This is a genomic window from Acetobacter okinawensis JCM 25146 (genome assembly GCF_000613865.1).
Lineage (GTDB): Bacteria > Pseudomonadota > Alphaproteobacteria > Acetobacterales > Acetobacteraceae > Acetobacter > Acetobacter okinawensis.
Window position 1 is genome coordinate 1 of record NZ_BAJU01000013.1, and the last position, 18,355, is coordinate 18,355.

The 18,355-nt window shown below is 60.6% G+C and carries 13 protein-coding genes and 2 pseudogenes; 7 read left to right on the forward strand and 8 right to left on the reverse strand.

All coding sequences use genetic code 11. The features are described 5' to 3' along the window. The 3 genes and pseudogenes from JCM25146_RS17980 to JCM25146_RS07460 all read left to right on the forward strand — a co-directional run. Window positions 1-1,659, forward strand: a pseudogene (locus JCM25146_RS17980) (S41 family peptidase); the annotation flags it as partial. Further along, window positions 1,656-2,003, forward strand: a complete 348-nt coding sequence (locus JCM25146_RS07455; RefSeq protein WP_025827012.1) for a DUF1491 family protein — start codon at window positions 1,656-1,658, stop codon at window positions 2,001-2,003. The pseudogene JCM25146_RS17980 and the gene JCM25146_RS07455, both read left to right, overlap by 4 nt. Window positions 2,004-2,133: 130 nt before the next feature. After that, window positions 2,134-3,369, forward strand: coding sequence for an OmpA family protein (locus JCM25146_RS07460; protein ID WP_025827014.1), 1,236 nt, complete (start codon window positions 2,134-2,136; stop codon window positions 3,367-3,369). An 86-nt stretch (window positions 3,370-3,455) separates the two neighbouring features. Here JCM25146_RS07460 and cysK read toward each other — a convergent pair whose 3' ends face one another. Beyond that, a complete protein-coding gene (gene cysK, locus JCM25146_RS07465) occupies window positions 3,456-4,442 on the reverse strand; it encodes a cysteine synthase A (RefSeq protein WP_025827016.1) in 987 nt (328 codons plus the stop codon). Between the two features lie 154 nt (window positions 4,443-4,596). On the opposite strand from cysK, the gene JCM25146_RS07470 reads away from it, so the two are divergent. Next, entirely contained in the window at window positions 4,597-5,046 is a 450-nt protein-coding gene (locus JCM25146_RS07470; RefSeq protein ID WP_025827017.1) for an RrF2 family transcriptional regulator, read from the forward strand. Window positions 5,047-5,143: 97 nt separating this feature from the next. On the opposite strand, the gene JCM25146_RS07475 is transcribed toward JCM25146_RS07470, so the two are convergent. After that, a complete protein-coding gene (locus JCM25146_RS07475; protein ID WP_025827018.1) occupies window positions 5,144-5,683 on the reverse strand; it encodes an Ig-like domain-containing protein in 540 nt (179 codons plus the stop codon). A 379-nt stretch (window positions 5,684-6,062) separates the two neighbouring features. On the opposite strand from JCM25146_RS07475, the gene JCM25146_RS07480 reads away from it, so the two are divergent. From JCM25146_RS07480 to JCM25146_RS17990, 3 genes and pseudogenes are all read left to right on the forward strand, one after another. After that, window positions 6,063-6,581, forward strand: coding sequence for a hypothetical protein (locus JCM25146_RS07480; RefSeq protein ID WP_025827019.1), 519 nt, complete (start codon window positions 6,063-6,065; stop codon window positions 6,579-6,581). A 94-nt stretch (window positions 6,582-6,675) separates the two neighbouring features. Continuing rightward, window positions 6,676-8,699 (forward strand): annotated as a pseudogene (parE, locus tag JCM25146_RS17985) (DNA topoisomerase IV subunit B). A 57-nt stretch (window positions 8,700-8,756) separates the two neighbouring features. After that, a complete protein-coding gene (locus JCM25146_RS17990; RefSeq protein WP_242400990.1) occupies window positions 8,757-9,512 on the forward strand; it encodes an EamA family transporter in 756 nt (251 codons plus the stop codon). 172 nt (window positions 9,513-9,684) lie between these two features. On the opposite strand, the gene JCM25146_RS07495 is transcribed toward JCM25146_RS17990, so the two are convergent. From JCM25146_RS07495 to JCM25146_RS07520, 6 genes are all read right to left on the reverse strand, one after another. Then, window positions 9,685-11,205, reverse strand: coding sequence for a complex I subunit 4 family protein (locus JCM25146_RS07495; RefSeq protein ID WP_025827021.1), 1,521 nt, complete (start codon window positions 11,203-11,205; stop codon window positions 9,685-9,687). A gap of 117 nt (window positions 11,206-11,322) precedes the next feature. Further along, entirely contained in the window at window positions 11,323-13,242 is a 1,920-nt protein-coding gene (gene mutL / locus JCM25146_RS07500; protein WP_025827023.1) for a DNA mismatch repair endonuclease MutL, read from the reverse strand. A gap of 15 nt (window positions 13,243-13,257) precedes the next feature. Then, on the reverse strand, window positions 13,258-13,779 hold the full coding sequence (locus tag JCM25146_RS07505; protein ID WP_081774786.1) for a DUF3035 domain-containing protein: 522 nt from the start codon (window positions 13,777-13,779) through the stop codon (window positions 13,258-13,260). Between the two features lie 56 nt (window positions 13,780-13,835). Beyond that, the gene (gene lspA / locus JCM25146_RS07510) at window positions 13,836-14,318 is read right to left on the reverse strand and encodes a signal peptidase II (protein ID WP_035372203.1); all 483 of its coding nucleotides are present in this window, start codon (window positions 14,316-14,318) and stop codon (window positions 13,836-13,838) included. Between the two features lie 11 nt (window positions 14,319-14,329). Beyond that, the gene (gene ileS, locus JCM25146_RS07515; RefSeq protein WP_025827028.1) at window positions 14,330-17,248 is read right to left on the reverse strand and encodes an isoleucine--tRNA ligase; all 2,919 of its coding nucleotides are present in this window, start codon (window positions 17,246-17,248) and stop codon (window positions 14,330-14,332) included. 155 nt (window positions 17,249-17,403) lie between these two features. After that, on the reverse strand, window positions 17,404-18,348 hold the full coding sequence (locus JCM25146_RS07520; protein ID WP_025827030.1) for a bifunctional riboflavin kinase/FAD synthetase: 945 nt from the start codon (window positions 18,346-18,348) through the stop codon (window positions 17,404-17,406). Window positions 18,349-18,355 lie beyond the last annotated feature (7 nt).

Consider the following 18,355-nt stretch of genomic DNA (forward strand, 5'->3'; position numbering starts at 1 on the left):
CCCGCCAGCAACACCACAACCCGCCCCGGCCAGTGCCCCCGCCAGCGCACAGGCACCCGCACCACCCAGCATACCAGCTGGCACTGACGCAACCAGCACCACCCAGCCGGGCAATAGTGCACCACCACCTGTGCCCACGCCGCAACCACAGGCAGATACTCCTGCCCCGCCCCCGGCACCTGTGGTGGACATGTCGCTCGTGCATTCGGTCATTACCACGGCACTGGAATTTCTGGGGCCACGCACCTTGAGCCGCATAGCAGCCGGGACTTTACCCTATGGGGGCTGGGGTGCCTGAGCGCTCTGGACCCGACGCTGACCTTCGATTCCCGTGGAGCGAGCATTCAGTTGCTCGCAGGCCCGCAGCCCCTGCTCTCCCGCCCGGCTCCCCCGGCCGACAGCACGGAAGAGTGGGCCAGACTGGCCACCGATTTTTTAGAAGCCGCACGCGCCCATTCCGCTGCCGTACGCTCAGCCGGGCGTGATGATCTGTTGCAGGCTTTTTTTGACGAGCTGTTCAATCATCTGGACCCCTATTCGCGCTATATCGGCCCCTCATCCGCCAGCACCGACCGAGAAGCCCGGACCGGGGGCGAGGCAGATGCCGGCATTACGCTTGCCCAGAGTGGGCGCTACGTTGTGGTCTCCGCCATTAACGCCAATGGCCCTGCCTGGACCTCTGAAATTGATACAGGTGACCGGATTATCGCCGTTAACAACCAGTTGACGGCGGGCCAGTCAGCCGCAACCGTAACTGACTGGCTCCGTGGCCCAGAGGATAGCGCCCTTATCCTGCGCCTGCTCTCACCGGGGCGGCGGCGGGCGCATACGGTTACCCTGCGGCGCACCAAGGTGCCGCCGGAGACGGTGTTCGCCTTTGCCAGCGGGCCGATTGTTGTTCTCAAAGTCACCGCTTTTTCCTCCGACACGGCGGAGGAGATGAGCCAGTATCTGGATCAGGCCACGCAGGACAAAAACCTCCGCGGCCTTATTATTGACCTGCGCGGCAACCGGGGTGGTGTGCTGCAACAGGCAGTTACTGCCGCAGCCCTGCTGCTTGACCACGGCGTGGCCGCCGTAACCAGCGGACGGGACCCGCAGTCCAACCATATCTGGGCCGTACAGGGCGGGGACATGACCAACGGCCTGCCCATTGCAGTCCTTGTGGATGGCCGTACCGCCAGTGCGGCCGAAATTCTGGCAGCCGCTCTGGCTGACCACAGGCGCGCAGTTGTGATTGGCAGCGAAACACTGGGCAAAGGGCTGGTGCAGACCGTGGCCCAACTCCCTGATGAGGGCGAACTGTTTGTCACATGGAGCCGTGTGATAGCCCCGCTGCACTGGCCCTTGCAGGGGCTAGGCGTCATGCCCCAGATCTGCACCAGTCTGGGGGAGGCCGATACAAACCACGCCCTGCACATGCTCGCCACTGGCAAGCTGGCCAATCAGGCAGCCATTACCGCCTCCCGCGCGGCACGCTACCCGCTCACGGTCCCCAGTATTCTGGCCATTCGCAAGGCATGCCCTGCGGCCTTGGGCAATGACCGGGATGTCAGCGTTGCGCGTGAGCTTATTAACCACCCCGCGTGGTACAAAACCGCCACGACCGCCATACCCGACGACGTGGCCTCCGTCCCGCAGGTATCTGCCGCACCATGAGTTCGGACACACCCCCACGCCTGCGCACCGATCTTGTTGCCCGCGCCCTGCTGCGCCAGTCCGGACTGGATGGACGCTCGGCCATGCTGCTGCGCAAGGGGGACCCCGATGCCGGGGGAATTCTGGTTGTGCTGGCCGGGCGCAACGGGGAGGGCATTGTTCTCTCCCAGACCCGTACGGATGCGGGAGAACCCGCCTGGCGGCGCGGAACAGGCACAGACCCGGTCCCCCCGGACCAGATACAGACCTACATTGACCGCCAGCTCAAATACGACCCTGACTTGTGGGTACTTGAAATTGAAACCACGGACTTCAGCCCTCCGTTTGAAGCAATACTGATCTGACAAGAAAGGCAGGTATTGTGGCTTAACCCACACGCCTGCGGTATTTATGACGCATAAAATCCATATCTTTGGGAAAACTCTGGCTTCTGCCTGTTGCGTCATACACAACTTTACAGCAAAGAAGGCAGGCATGTGTGCCCTCGTACCATCAGACGCCATACGTGATGTATCGCACAACCTTTGCCACAGCAGGGAGAAGACCATGAAGCCGCGCCAGATACTGCTTGCGCAAACGCTGCTTTCTGCGCCGCTTGCGGCTGGCCTCCTGCTGTCCGCCGTTATCGCGCACGCGCAGCCTGTTCAGGGCCTGTATATTGCCGGAGAAGGCGGTGCATCCCTTAATCAGGACCAGCGGGTCAAAAGCTCGGCCAACTTCCCCGATGGCCGGGACCGCTGGAAGACAGGCGCTGTGGGAATCGGCTCTGTCGGCTGGGGGCTTGGCAATGGTTTCCGTGTTGAAGTCGAAGGCGACTACCGCAACATGGGGTATAACCGCCTTGTGACCAACACCATGACCACAAAAGGGGATGGCCGACGCCAGACCTATGGCGTGATGGTCAATGCCCTGTTTGATCTGGATATCGGCAAGCCATGGCTTTTCCCCTATTTTGGGGCGGGTGTCGGCTATGGCTGGACATCCACCACCGCCTCTCTGGTCGGGCATAATGCAGCGGGTGGCACCACAACGCAGCGTATGGGTGGTACGTACGGCAACGCGACCTATCAGGGTATCTTTGGTCTGTCCTTCCCCGTTCCCTGGGTTGTTGGTCTGTCCGCCACAGCGGAATACCGATTCTGGACCATGTTTGGCCCGCAGTCCCATGGTGTGACCTCCACCGGGGACATTGGCGGCACCACAGCGGCCGTTGCAGGCGTGTCCTCCACCATGAGCGGCACCCACAAGACCGTAACAGACTTCAACCATTCCATGATGCTGGGTCTGCGCTACGAGTTCAATCCGGCACCGCCCCCGCCTCCCCCGGTTACCAATACCGTTGCCCCTGCCCCGCAGGCCGCACGCAGCTATCTGGTGTTCTTTGACTGGGACAAGGCTGACCTGACCGACAGGGCGCGCTCGATTGTCAATGAGGCGGCACAGGCCGCAGCCCATGTAGCGCTGACCCGCATTACCGTTTCGGGCTACACGGACAGTTCCTCCGCCCATCCTGGCCAAAAGGCAGGGGAAGAGTATAACATGAAGCTCTCCCTCCGCCGCGCAACGGTGGTGAAGGCCGAGTTGATGCGTGATGGCATTGCAGGCTCCACCATTGATATTCATGGTTATGGGGAAACACACCCGCTGGTGCAGACGGCCCCGAACACCAAGGAAGCCCAGAATCGACGGGTGGAAATTATCTTCCGCTAACTGGCAGCTTTTCAGCCTGCCCAAAAAAGCCCGCCCTTTGGAGGCGGGCTTTTTTATGCGCGGCAAACTCCTGCGGGTAAGCTGCCTTACAAACCGGAGAAAAGAGAGGTGGACAGGTAACGCTCTGCAAAAGACGGAGCGATGGCCACAATAGTCTTGCCTGTATTTTCTTTTTTCTTGGCCAGTTGCAATGCTGCATGCAGTGCCGCCCCAGAAGAAATACCAACAGGAATACCATCTATCCGCGCGCAGCGTCTGGCTGCAGCAATGGCCTCGCGCTCAGAGACGGTCAGAACCCCATCCAGAGATTTGACATGCAGGGTTGCGGGGCAAAAGCCCGGACCAATACCCTGAATACCATGGGGGCCGGGTTCATCCCCGTTCAGAATCGCGCTTTCAGCCGGTTCCACACCAAAGACCTGTATGCCCTTACCGCGGGGTTTGAGCGATTCTGCAATGCCCGTAGCGGTACCACCAGTCCCCACACCTGCAACAACAATATCGACCTTTCCTGCGGTATCTGCCCAGATTTCCTCCGCGGTGGTCGCGGCATGCACGGCCGGGTTGGCCGGGTTGTCAAACTGGTCGGGCATCCACGCATCCGGTGTTTCCGCCAGAATTTCGTTCGCGCGGGCAATGGCACCTGCCATGCCAAGGCGTGCGGGGGTCAGTTCCACCTGTGCATCCATCAGCCGCACCATGCGCCGCCGTTCAATGGATGCGCCCTCTGGCATGGTCACAATCAACCTGTAACCACGTGCGGCGGCAACAAATGCAAGAGAAATACCGGTATTGCCCGATGTTGGTTCCACCAGCAGGGTGCGCCCGGGTACAATCTTCCCCTTACGTTCGGCATCAAGCACCATGGCCGTGCCGATTCGGTCCTTGACCGAGCCGAGGGGGTTGAAGAACTCAAGCTTGAGCAGCACGCGGCTTTTCAGTTTATCTTCCTGCATGATACGCGGCAGGGCGACCAGAGGCGTTCCACCCACCACATTCAAAACCGAGTCGTAAACTCTCCCACGAGGCGCTGCAAAGCCGTATTCCTCGTTATCGTGCGTTGTTGATGGCATTTGGTCCCTACCTGAACTGTTTATATGTTCAACTGCCTTATAATACGAATTTCCAACGTAGATAAACAGGCATTCCCCTGCTATAAAGCACTCAACACAGCAAGGCTGGCACAGCATGGGCCAGACCGTAAGCCAAGCAGGAAGGACTTCGTGCATGATTCTCCGCCGTGACAGGGCAATGACCGCTGTTCTCATCATGCTGGACGTGGCTTTCCATGCCGGGCGCTCCAATGCAGTCAGTGCGGCAGATATTGCCGAGCGGTCCGGTCTGGCCCGCCGGGGGATTGAACCGCTCCTGCAGGCACTCTCGCGCTCAGGGTTGCTGGAAAGTATTCGTGGCCCCCGTGGTGGTTACCGGCTGGGCCGCCCACGGCGTGATGTGTCCCTGATCAATATTATTGAAGCCGTTCTCAATGACGACCCCGAGAGCAGTGATGGCCCACAGGGACCACTCTTCCATAAAGTCATCGAACCCTGTTGGGGTGGGTTTGACACAAAACTGACCGAACAGATGCGCCAGACCACACTGGACGAACTGGTCCGTCAAGCTGAGGAAGCCGGGCTCAAGCGCCCGCAGAGCGAACCCATTACCTTTTCCATCTGAGTATCTGCCACGCTGCTCCAGCCGGTCTGGAGCAGGCAAAAAAGAGCGGTACCGTGACATACGGTGCCGCTCTTTTTTATAAAACTGTCTGACCTGCTCAGTTCTTGCTGGTCTTGGCCGAGCGAGAGGTCCGCTTGGTAGTGGCTTTCTTTTCCGGTGCTGTGGGAACGGGAGCCGTAACAGCAGGGCGCGGAATATACACGCCTGTGGCATCTACCTGCGCGGTAACGGTCAGGCGGGTACGCTGCTGGCCGGGACCGGGGATAAGAATAACCGTAAACTTGTCCTGCCCGGCATAACCGAGTGTAGGCGTGTAGGTTACGTGCGTATCGTTATCCAGCGAGTAGAGGAACGCCTTGCCATGCTCGGGAGCGGGCGCCACTCCAAAGGACAGGAAAGGCTTGCCATCGGGCTGGGAGACAAGCACCTCGCACAGACCGTCGTCAGAGCGGACCGTCATGGTGGTGGAAAGTTGGCCGTCGGCCTCTTTCTTGATGGGGGTTGTGCTGCACACGGCAGACTTTTTGAGATACCCAAACGGATTGGGAGATCCGACATGGACAGGGCCCACGGTTGTCGCGCAGCCGGCAAGCATGCCAGCAGTTAGCGTCAGCCCGGCAATTCCTCGTAAGCGCACTCCACAGCTCCGCTTCATTCCTGTTAATACAACCATCAACCCGGTGCGTTCCATTCTGTAGCCACCCACGGGCACAACCCGCGCAACACGCTACAGGACCGCATGGGTCGTCCCTGCCTTTAAATCATCCCGTCGCAGGAAGAAAGAGGTACCGGTCGCACCTTTTGGCACCCCTGCCTCTCTGTTTCCAGACAGGTCGGGGCAAAAACAAGATTTTGCCACAACACAACTCCACGATCAGCGAGGAGGAAATGGCCATGTATGCATAATACGGCCATGTGCCCCCCTCCCCGGAAATGACGGTATGACAAATTAGGCCGTTCCTTTCCTGCACGAATAGGCTATTGCGTTCAGCAGCATCTGTCGGAGGTCCTACCGTATGTTCCTTTCCCGTCTTCTTGCCGCGGGTGTTCTTACCGCGGGCATTCTGCATGGTTCCGTTACTTTTGCCGCAAGTCCGTGCGGCCACTCCCCCGCGCATGAAGCCTTCAACGTGCAGGGGCTCAAAAGCGAGTTGATGGTAACCGCTCTCTCGTGCAGCGCGCAGGACCGCTACAATGCGTTTGTAGCCAAGTTCCGCACCGTGCTGCTCAACGAGGAAGACAAGCTGAATGGCTACTTCCGCTCCACCTTTGGCCGGAGCGCACAGCGTGAGCATGATGACTACATCACCCAGCTCGCCAATGTGCAGTCCGAGCGTGGCCTGCAATCAGGCACCATCTTCTGCCAGCAGCGCATGGCCATGTTTGATGAGGTCAATGCACTGGATACCGGGGAAGACCTCTCCAATTACTCCGATGCCAAGGACGTTACCCAGCCTGCATCGTTTGAAAGCTGCGCAGCCCCCACCACCACACGCGCACCAGTCCGCCGTCGGGCAGCCCACAAAGGCGCGTAATGACAGGCGACCACAGGCGGCATGCCGGGCTTTTAACGCTCAGGCCGCCTCTGGTGCTTGACGAATCAACGCCAAAGCGGGACAGACTTCCCGCATGAGCGATCTGTTTTCCGCCCCCACACCGCCCCGCAAACCCGCCAGCACAGCACCCCGCCCAAAAGGGCAGGAGCCAGAGGCGTATGACGCCAGCGCCATTGAGGTGCTGGAAGGGCTGGAACCAGTCCGCCGCAGACCGGGGATGTATATTGGCGGAACAGATGAAGGTGCCCTGCACCATCTGGCCGCTGAAATTCTTGATAATGCAATGGATGAGGCCGTGGCGGGCCACGCCAACACCATTGACGTGCATCTGGCCCCCGGCAACCGGCTTGCCATACGCGACAACGGGCGGGGGATTCCCGTAGACCCGCATCCGCGTTTTCCCGACCGTTCAGCGCTGGAAGTCATCCTGACGACCCTGCATGCAGGCGGCAAGTTTTCGGGCAAGGCCTATGCGACCTCGGGCGGTCTGCATGGCGTGGTTCATCCGTGGTCAATGCACTCTCTTCTCGCATGGATGTGGAAATCGCGCGTGACCGCACCTTGTGGCAGCAGTCCTACGAGCGGGGCAAACCTGTAACCGCACTAGAAAAAGCGGGAGCTGCCCCAAACAGGCGCGGCACGCAGATTACCTTCCAGCCCGACCCGGAAATTTTTGGCACGCATGTTTTTGTGCCCGCCCGCCTGTACAAGCTATGCCGCTCCAAAGCTTTTCTGTTCCGTGGGGTCACTATCCGCTGGTCCTGCGACTCCTCCCTGATCAAGGCAGGGGATGACACGCCAGCAGAAGCTGTTCTGCACTTCCCCGGTGGGCTGGCCGACAGTCTGGCTGATGAACTTGGCCCCAATGCCCCCCTGCTGACCCCCTTCTGGTCTGGGGAAGCCCCACTGCCCCCTCAGGCGGACGGGACGGATAACGGCAAGGTGGAATGGGCTGTCGCTTTTTTGGAGAGCGGCCCGGCATCGCTGATCTCCTACTGCAATACTATTCCGACTCCACTTGGCGGCACGCATGAGACCGGGTTCCGCAATGCGCTACTCAAGGGGTTACGCGCATGGGGGGACCAGCGGTCGATAAAAAAAGCGGCCAGCATTACCGCCGAGGACATTCTGGGCATGATTGCCGCCCGCCTGTCCGCCTTTATCCGTGACCCTCAGTTTCAGGGCCAGACAAAAGAAAAACTGACAACAGCAGAAGCCAGCAAGCTGCTCGAAACCGCCTTGCGGGACCGCTTTGACCACTGGCTTGCCCAAAACCCACCACAGGCAGATTCGCTGCTCAGCTTTGCCATTGACCGGGCGGAAGAACGTCTGCGGCGCCGCGAACTCAAGGACACACCGCGCAAAAGTGCCACCCGCCGCCTGCGCCTGCCCGGCAAGCTGACTGACTGCACAAAAGAACACGCCCCCGACACCGAAATTTTTCTGGTGGAAGGGGACTCGGCTGGCGGGTCTGCCAAACAGGCCCGCAACCGCGAAACACAGGCCGTGCTCCCCCTACGCGGCAAGATTCTGAACGTGGCCAGTGCCACAACGGAAAAGCTGCGCGCCAATCAGGAACTCCGTGATCTGATTGAAGCACTGGGCTGCGGGTCGGGTGAGCGATTCGACCTGACCAAGCTGCGTTATGGCCGCGTCATTATCATGACCGACGCAGACGTGGATGGGGCGCATATTGCATCGCTCCTCATGACGTTTTTCTACCGCGAACTCCCCGAGCTTATTCGCAACGGGCATCTGTATCTGGCGCAGCCTCCCCTGTACCGCCTGACACAGGGCGCGCACAGCGTGTACGCCATGGACGATGCCGACCGCGAACGCAAAATGACCGCCCTGAGCAAAAAACGCGGCAAAATTGACGTTTCCCGCTTTAAAGGGTTGGGGGAAATGCCCCCGGCGGACCTGAAGGAAACCACAATGGACCCGCGCAGCCGCACCCTGCTGCGCGTTATTGCCCCGCCAGAAGACCGGCTGAGCACGCGCGAGCGGGTGGAAAGTCTGATGGGTCGCAAACCCGAACTCCGGTTTGCCTTTATTCAGGAACATGCCCGCTCGGTTGATGAACTGCTGGATATCTGACCCATCAGCCTATAGCCTTCGGTTCCGCCACATACAGGGCCATAAAGTGAGCCGTTCATGAGCACTGCTGTTTTTTCGGCACGGGAGCGTTTTACAGCACTCGTGCAGGTTGTAGGTGGCATGCTCTGCCTGCAATTTGGCTCATCCTACGCCAAAATGCTGTTCCCCACTTTTGGGGCTGCGGGCATGGTGGGGCTGCGCACCTTTTTTGCCGCCATTATGCTCATGCTGTTCTTTCGCTCATGGCACAGCCTGTCACGCAGGGTGCTCTGGCTGGTTCTGCCTTATGGGCTGTCGCTGGCGGCGATGAACTATTTTTTCTACCTCTCGCTGGGGCGGTTGCCATTGGGCACAACCGTGGCACTCGAATTTACCGGCCCGCTGGTCCTGTCCTTTATCCATACCCGCCGCTGGACCGATGTGGTGTGGACAAGCCTGACCGTGCTGGGGCTTGTGCTGCTGCTGCGCCCCGAATCTGCTGTACGGCCAGACCCCATTGGCATTGTCTTTGCCCTGCTGGCAGCCCTGTGCTGGGCGCTGTATATTGTTTTTGCACGCAATATTGCCGGTAAACTCCCATCCGGGCAGGCATGTTCGCTTGGTATGCTGTGCGGGGGAGCTGCTGTTTTTATGCCCTGCACCATTCCTGCCCTTTGGGTGGGCATACAGACCCCGCTGCTGCTGGGTGTGAGCGTTATTGTTGCACTCTGCTCGTCCGCCCTGCCCTACACGCTGGAAATGCAGGCGATGCAAAAGCTCTCGGCCCGTGAATTTGGCGTGCTGTGCAGCTGGAACCCGTTTCCGCCTCACTAGCAGGCGCAATACTGCTGCATGAGGCACCGTCTCTTATGCGTTTGTGCGGTATTTTATGTGTTGTTCTGGCGTCTGTGGGTACCGTGCTTATGCCCCAACGGACCAAAGCCACAGCACCCGACGGACCAGCCCTTCCCGAGTAGTAACGCGGACTTGCCCCGATACGCTACCATTACCTGCTGGCCAGATGCAGCACCGTGTCATGCACGGAAGAAGAGGCCACGTTGACCATGCCGCCGTGCACGGCCTGCATAATCATGGGGTCAAAAAGCCGGGTGAAAGTACCCGGGTGCACGCCCATCCACACAGTTACCACGGCCAACGGCGCAAGAACGGCAAGTTCCCCCACGGTCAGGTCACGGAGCAGGCCTACTGTGCCGCGCACACTGCCGAACAGAACGCGCCGATAAAGCGAGAGCATGTAAACCGCGCCCATAATCATGGTGCCACCAGCCAGCAGCGCCACCCATATGGACACGTGCACCGCCCCCATAAGCACCAGCAACTCACCCACAAAGGCCCCCGTACCCGGCAGCCCCACATTGGCCATGGTGAACAGCATGGCCAGCAGAGCCAGCACTGGCATTTGCCGCGCAACCCCACCCAGTGCATCAATATCGCGCGTTTCCGCCCGCCATGCCACAGCCGCCACACAGAAGAACAGGGCAGCGATCACCACACCGTGGGAGAGCATCTGAAAGATGGCCCCATCAATCCCCTCGGCTGTAAGTGTAAACAGCCCCACCGCAATCATGCCCATGTGAGAGAAAGAGGAATAGGCGATAAGGCGCTTCATATCCGTCTGGGCAAAGGCCACAAAGGCTGCGTACAGAATGGCCACAACACCCAGTGCCAGCACATAGGGAGCAAATGTACGCACTGCATCGGGGAACATGAGCACCCCAAAACGCAGCAACCCGTAAGCTCCTGTTTTGGACAGAACGCCCGACAACATGGCCGAGGCGGGAGTTGGGGCCTCCGTATAAGCATCGGGCAACCAGGCGTGGAGCGGAAAAAGCGGGAGTTTGACGCCAAAAGCCAGCAGAAAGGCCAAAAGCAGCCAGCCCTGCAACGAGTGGGAAAAACCAGCATGCATTAACGCGGGAATGTCAGTCGTGCCCGCATGCAGCCACATAGTAATCAGCCCGACCAGCATGAACAGCGAGCCGCCAAAGGTAAACAGGAAGAACTGCAACGATGCCCAGACCCGCCGGCTGCCCCCCCATATACCAATCATCAGGCTGCCCGGAATAAGCGTTGCCTCGTAAAAGACGTAAAACAGCACCAGATCCTGCGCGGAGAACAGGCCAAACAGGGCAGTTTCAAGCAGCAGCATGGCCGCCACAAAATCCCGCCCCTGTGTTTGCACACTGCGCCAGCCCGCCCCCAACGCCAGTGGCGTAAGGAAGGCCGTCAGCAGAATAAAGACCAGACTGATCCCATCCACCCCGGTATGGTAAGAAATACCGTAGTCGGACAACCAGTTCAGCCGCGTTTCAAATTGCAGGCCGGGCTGGTTGGGGTCAAAACCGACCCACATCAACACGCTCAACCCAAATGTCAGGAGCGTTGTCCACAGCCCCAGCCAGCGGGCAGTGCGGTCCCGCTCCGGCCCTTGACCGGGGCAGAGAAAGGCCGCAACCGCGCCTGCAAGAGGAAGATAGGTTACCAGCGAAAGCAGGATTGGCTGCACGGCTTCTCACCATCCGGGTTTAATGACACTTTTTTAAGAGTGCGCCTTTTTACCGCATGAGGCCAGCAGGGGGTTGTTCACGTTCCGCCGATCACACGCTTTGCCGCGCGGAAGCGCCTAGCGCCGGCCAAACAATTTTTCGAGATCATTGCGGCTGAGCCGTAGCCATGTGGGCCGTCCATGCGAGCAGGTACCGGCTCGCGGCGTCGCCTCCATCTGGCGGAGCAGGGCGTTCATTTCCTCCGGCGTCAGGCGTCTTCCCGCCCGAATACTGCCGTGGCAGGCCATGCGCGCGATCACCGCATCCAGCTTGCCATCAAGGGACGCCATTTCGTCCGGAGCGCCGTTTTCATCCGCCTCCAGCTCATCGGCCAGATCGCGCAGCAGACTGACGGCATCACTCCTGCCCAGCATGGCAGGCAGGGCCCGGACCAGAATGGAGCCTCCACCAAACTCCTCTATTTCCACACCCAGCTTTTCCAGCATGGGCTGGCGCGCCAGCAGCAGGTCCTGCTGTACACGGGGCAGTTCCACCACATCTGGCACAAGCAGACGCTGGGCCTGCACCCGCCCGCCCAGATACTGCTCCCGCAGCCGCTCATGTGTCAGCCGCTCATGGGCTGCATGCTGGTCAACCAGCACCAGTGCGCCATCTGCCGCCACGGCCAGAATATACGTATCCAGCACCTGCGCCACGGCTGCACCCAACGGATGGTCCGGCCCACTGTCCGCCGCCTGCCCCGGCACCTGCTGAGCGTCTCTGCCAAACGCGCTGATGTCCTGCTCACTCATGGAAGGAAAAGACATGGCGGGAGATACGGGGGGGAGGGTTCTGGCGGCCGGTGTATCCCCAAACATCAGCCTCGGCTCAGCCATGCCAGAGACCTGCGTAGCAGATGGATAGGCCGGAGCAGGCGTGGGAGCACCCTGCCCCTGCTCCGGCGGGTACCAGATGCGGCTTGCCCGCGGTGCGGAGGACAGGACAGGGCGCACACCCGCAACACCCGCCCCATGCTCCAGCGCGCGCTGGAGTGTACCAATCACAAGGGAGCGCACAGCCGCTTCATCCGCAAAGCGCAGTTCGGTTTTGGCCGGATGTACGTTCACATCCACCTGTTCTGGCGGCACACTGAGCATAAGGGCCACAACGGGGTGGCGACCGGGTTCTATCACCCGGCGATACGCCACGCGCACAGCGGTTTTAAGCACCGGGTCCACCACAGGTCGGCCATTGACCAGCATGAACTGCCCATTGGCGGTAGAACGGTGGACCGATGGCGGGCAGATAAAGCCGCTCAGGGTCATGCCATCGCGCACGCCGTCAACGCTTAAAAAACCATCTGCCTCGCTTGCATCCAGCAGGGCAGCGGCACGCGCAGCCATGTCCTGTGCTGGCAGGTCCAGTACCTCGCGCCCATCCAGCACAAAGCGGAAGGCAGTCTGGGGTACGGCCAGAGCCAGACGGCGCACAACGCTTTCCACGTGGCGGCCTTCCACCCGGGCACTTTTTAAAAATTTGCGGCGTGCTGGCGTGGCAAAAAACAGGTCTTCCACCACAACACTGGTACCAAACGCCCCGGCCACAGGTTCGGGCGGGTAGGTTTTGCCTCCCTCAACCCGGATGCGCCATGCCCCGCTTTCCCCCCTTGGGCGGGAGGTAATGCTCAGGCGTGCCGCTGCCCCGATAGAAGGCAGCGCCTCCCCCCGAAAGCCCAGAGTGTTGATATGCACCAGCGTTTCGTCCCCCAGCTTGGAGGTACAATGCCGCTCGACCGCCAAAGTCAGATCATCGGGGGCCATGCCCACACCATCGTCGGTCACGATCATGCGTTCCACACCGCCCCCATCGAGCGAGATGTCCAGCCGGCGGGCTCCGGCGTCTATGGCGTTTTCTATCAGTTCCTTGACCGCAGCGGCGGGGCGCTCGATCACTTCACCCGCAGCAATGCGGTTGACAATAACCTCCGGCAGCCGCCTTACATGCGGCTGCACGGGAACATCCCCCGACATACTCACCTGATCAGACCGGTCTGACATGGTCAGACCCGTATCCTACTTCTTTTTGGGGTGCTGGGTGGGGGTCACACCCTTGGTGGGGGGAGCGCCGAGGGCTGCATTGGTCTTGAGCCGACGATTTTCCTCGTCCGCATTCACAACGCCTCCGGCCTTGCCACCTTTCCAGAACATCAACTGTTCCACAAAACCCGACCCTGCGGCACCGAGTTCGCCCTGATCGGGTTCATCCGCCGCTGCCGTTGCCTCGTTCACCAGAATGGTCTGGCCTTCGCTGGTGTCCCCATTGGTGCCACGCAGGGCCACATCGGGGGAGAGGGTTTCGAGTGCCTGCAGGCGCTCGCTCTCATCCTGCCTGCGGTCATCGCCCTTGCCGGGCTTAACCAGTTCGTCCGAAGGGGGCATGGACAACGGTGCACGGGTTGTGACCGTGTATTCGTCAGGCATGCTCCGTTCAAGGCCGAATGCCTGTGCGGCCTCATGCCCGGAGCAGCCGCTCAGCATCATGCAGCCGCCTACCAGCAGCACCGGAGAAATCAGGGTCGAAACACGGCGCACTATCATCTGCCTTCCACTCATCCTGAAAACCGCGCGCTCTGGCGCGGGCTGCCTTATGCCTAAGATGTCTGCTGCCCATCGGACAGAAAGTTCTGCAACAGCAACACACAGACCGCACACACTATAGCGGAGTCTGCGACGTTGAATACATACCAAGACCACCCGAAAGCATGTGCGTGCAAAAAATCTACCACAGCCCCATAGCGCACACGGTCAATAACGTTGCCTATGGCGCCGCCGGTCACGGCCCCCACACATGCTGCCGTCAGCTTGCTGGGTGTGCGGGCCATCCACACAAGCAGACAACACGCTACTACCATTGCCACGACGGAAAACACAATCCGCCCTGCCCCACCAAGCCCGCCAAACATGCCAAATGTCACGGCATGGTTCCAGACCATGGTAAAGTTGAGGAAGGGCAGCACAGCCACGGAGCCCCGCGCAGGCAGGTCCAGCCCATATAAAATCCAGAACTTGCTGAGCTGGTCAGCGCTCAGCACAAGCATCAGCACCAGCAGGCCAATGCCTGCTGGGCGGAGCATAAACGGCCTGCTCACGCGCCCGCCTGTGCGGACACACTGGCAAAGCCGCTCTGGGCCACCACATCCGCACAGCGCGGACACACACCGGGGTATGCTGGATTCGACCCGGTTTCGGGCAGGACTTTCCAGCAGCGGGCGCATTTTTCGCCCTCTGCCACCCGGACCACGGGAGCCCCATGCAGGTCTCCCCCTTCATCCCCATCCACATAAATGGAGGAGGACGTGGGGTCGATCACCACCTCAACATGGGAGACAATGGCCAGTTCGCCCCAGTTCACACCCGCAAAAATGCTGGCTTCTTCTTCCGAGAAGGTCAGTTCGACCTGCGCCTGAAGCGAGGAGCCAATGGTGCCCGCACGGCGCGCACCCTCAATCTCGGTTGTGATAATGCGGCGGACGGAACGGATACGCGCCCAGCGTTCGTCCAGATCGGTATCGGTCCATTCCGCTGGCAGGTCGAAGAAGGCCTGCTCATGCACGCTGGCCTGCTCGCCAAACCGCGCTGCCCATGCCTCTTCCGCCGTAAAGACCAGCACCGGGGCCAACCATGTGCTCAGGCAACGGTGCAGCACATCCAGCACCGTACGCACAGCACGGCGCGTGGGGCTGGACGGTGCATCGCAGTACAGCGCGTCCTTACGGATATCAAAGTAGAAAGCAGACAGATCGGTAGTGCAGAAGCCGTGCAGCGCGGGGTAAACACCAACCCACTCATGCGTTTCCACCGCGCGGGCCACAAGCCCGCCCAGTTCGCTCAGGCGGTGCAGTACCCAGCGTTCCAGCTCGGGCAGTTCGGCATAGGGAACCACCTCGGCATCGGTAAAGCCGTCCAGCCCACCCAGCAGCCAGCGCAGCGTGTTGCGCAGGCGGCGGTAGAGTTCACCCTGCTGCTTGAGAATTTCCTTGCCAATCCGCAGGTCATCATTGGTGTCGGAGTTCATGACCCACAGGCGCAGAACATCTGCCCCCATGCTGTCGTTTACGTCCTGCGGGGCAATCACGTTGCCCAGGGACTTGGACATCTTGCGCCCCTGCTCGTCCAGCACAAAGCCATTGGTGACCACGGCCTTGAAAGGCGAGACACCACGTGTGCCAACACTTTCCAGCAAGGAGGACTGGAACCAGCCACGGTGCTGGTCCGAACCTTCCAGATACAGATCAGCGGGGAAGCTCAACCCCGGACGCCCAAGAACAAAGGCGTGGGTTGACCCGCTCTCGAACCAGACGTCCACAATATCGAACACCTGCTCATAATCATCCGGGTTACGCCCCTCACCCAGAAAGCGCGATGGCTCGGAGGTGTACCATGCATCGGCCCCTTCGGAGCGGAACGCATCCACCACACGCTGCATGACGGCGGGGTCACGCAGCACTTCACCCGTGCGTTTTTCCACGAACACAGCAATAGGCACGCCCCATGCACGCTGGCGGCTGATGCACCAGTCTGGGCGGGTGCGGATCATGGAAGTCAGGCGGTTGCGGGCCTGTGCGGGCACAAAGGTCACGTTATCCAGCGCCTTGAGCGCGTTCTCACGCAGCGCGTTTTCCCCATCCATGCGGATGAACCATTGCGGGGTAGCGCGGTAGATGATCGGCGCGCGCGAACGCCATGAATGCGGGTAGGAGTGCACAATCTGCCCCCGGCCCACAAGCCCTGCGGGGGCCGTACCCGCAGCATTGGCCCGCTCCATCACGCTGGCAAGGGTCGTGCAGACCACATCGGCCGCCTTGAACACATGCACGCCTGCAAACCCGGGAACCCACGGCGCGTATGTGCCATCATCCAGCACCGTTTCGGGCACATCCACGCCATTGGCGCGGCAGAGCATGAAGTCATCCTCACCATGAGCGGGGGCCTGATGCACAAGGCCGGTCCCGGCATCGGTGGTCACAAATTCGCCCGCCAGCATAGGCACGTCAAAATCATACCCCGCCCCCCGCAGCGGATGGGCGCAGACAGCCCCCGCCAGCGCACTACCGGGCAGGGTGTAGAGAATATGATGCGCGCTGACATGCGCCTCGGAGCAGAAAGACTCGACAAGTGCTTCAGCCACCAGAACCCGCGCACCGGGTTCGAGCATCGCGCCCTCACGCGTTTCGTCCACCCGCAGGACCACGTAGGTGATCTCCGGCCCATATGCCAGTGCGCGGTTGCCCGGAATGGTCCACGGCGTTGTGGTCCAGATCACGACAGACACATCGGCCAGCGCATGCGCTGGTGTGGGGTCCTTGACGACGGGAAAAGCGACCAGAATGGTGGTGGAGGTGTGGTCGTGATATTCGATTTCCGCCTCGGCCAGCGCGGTTTTTTCAACCGGGCTCCACATGACCGGGCGCAGGCCACGGTACAGCTTGCCATTGAGCAGGAACCGGCCAATTTCTTCCGCAATAGCCGCCTCGGAGGAAAAATCCATGGTGGCGTAGCGGTTCTGCCATTCCGCCTGAACGCCCAGACGCTGGAACTCCTCCATCTGGATGTTCAGCCAGTTGCCTGCATAGCTGCGGCACTCCGCACGGAACTCCAGAACGGGAACGGAATCCTTGTCCCGCTTGGCCTTGCGGTACCCTTCCTCCACCTTCCATTCAATCGGCAGGCCGTGGCAGTCCCAGCCCGGCACGTAACGCACCGCATACCCCGCCATACGGTGGGCACGGTTGATAACGTCCTTGTTGATCTTGTTGAGCGCATGACCAATGTGCAGGTGCCCGTTAGCGTAGGGCGGGCCATCATGCAGGGTAAAGACCGGGCGGCCCTGTGCCTGCTGCTTCAACCGCTCATCCAGCCCGCCTGCACGCCATTTTTCAAGCCATTTTGGCTCCTGCTGGGGCAGGTTGCCCCGCATGGGAAACGTGGTCCGTGGCAGAAACACCGTATCGCGATACTGATCGGCCAGGGATGTCTTGTCGGGTTCGCTGCTCGATGAGGTCATGGGAGGCTAAGATCACTTCGGTTCGGGTTCATGGCATATGGAGTTTTACCCCCACGCCACCTTGGTCGTTACTGTCTTATCAAAAAGGAAAAGCTCAGGGTCAAGCGCCAAACCGGGCTGCCGGGTTCAACCCCGCCCTGCCTGCCCCTTCCTGATCAGTGAGATGCAGGGGATGCGGCCAGCGCCTGACGCGCCAGTGCGGCATCCAGCGTAATCTGGTTTTTTAATGCATCCAGCCCGTCAAACCGCTTTTCCTCACGCAGCAGGGTGTGCAGGCAGACCGAGAGTTCCTGGCCGTACAGGTCCCCTTCAAAGTCAAACAGATGCGCCTCCAGCCTGCTTTGCTGCCCATCATTTATGGTAGGGCGGCGGCCTATGTTGGCAACACCGATATGGCTGCGCCCATCTGGCAGGCGGATTGTCACCGCATACACACCGCGCGCAGGCTCAAGGTGGCGGCCAAGTGGTATATTGGCCGTGGGGAAGCCAAGCAGCCTGCCGCGCTTGTCCCCATGCTGCACAACGCCACGGATGCACCATGGCCGCCCCAGTTCACCCGCGGCCTCGCCCGGGTAGCCATCTTGGAGCAGTCGGCGGATACGGGAGGAGGAAAAAGGCCCGCCCTCATCTGCCAGAGCCTGCACGGCGGTAAACCCCATGCCAAGCTGGCGGGTACGCTCGGCCAAAAACCCGACATGCCCACCACGCCGGTGCCCAAAGGCAAAATCCGGACCACAGCCAACATGGCGCAGGTGCAGAGCGCTATGGAGCACATCATCCACAAACTGTTCGGCAGTCAGTTCGGAAAAAGCCCTGTCAAACCCGATCTGGAACACATGGCGCACACCCAGCGCACGCAGGGCCTCCAGCCGCTCGGTGCACAGGGTCAGCCTGAATGGCGGGTCCTGCGGACGAAAAAGCTCACGTGGGTGCGGCTCAAAGGTGACAACAGCAGGCGGCAGGTCTGGACGGGCGGCAAACACAGAGCGCAGCAGATGCGCATGCCCCAGATGCACACCATCAAAATTGCCCAGTGCGGCAGCGCAGCCGTGGGCCGCTGCGGGAATATCCCGCCAGTTGGTGTGCAGGCTGATCGTCATTGCCCCA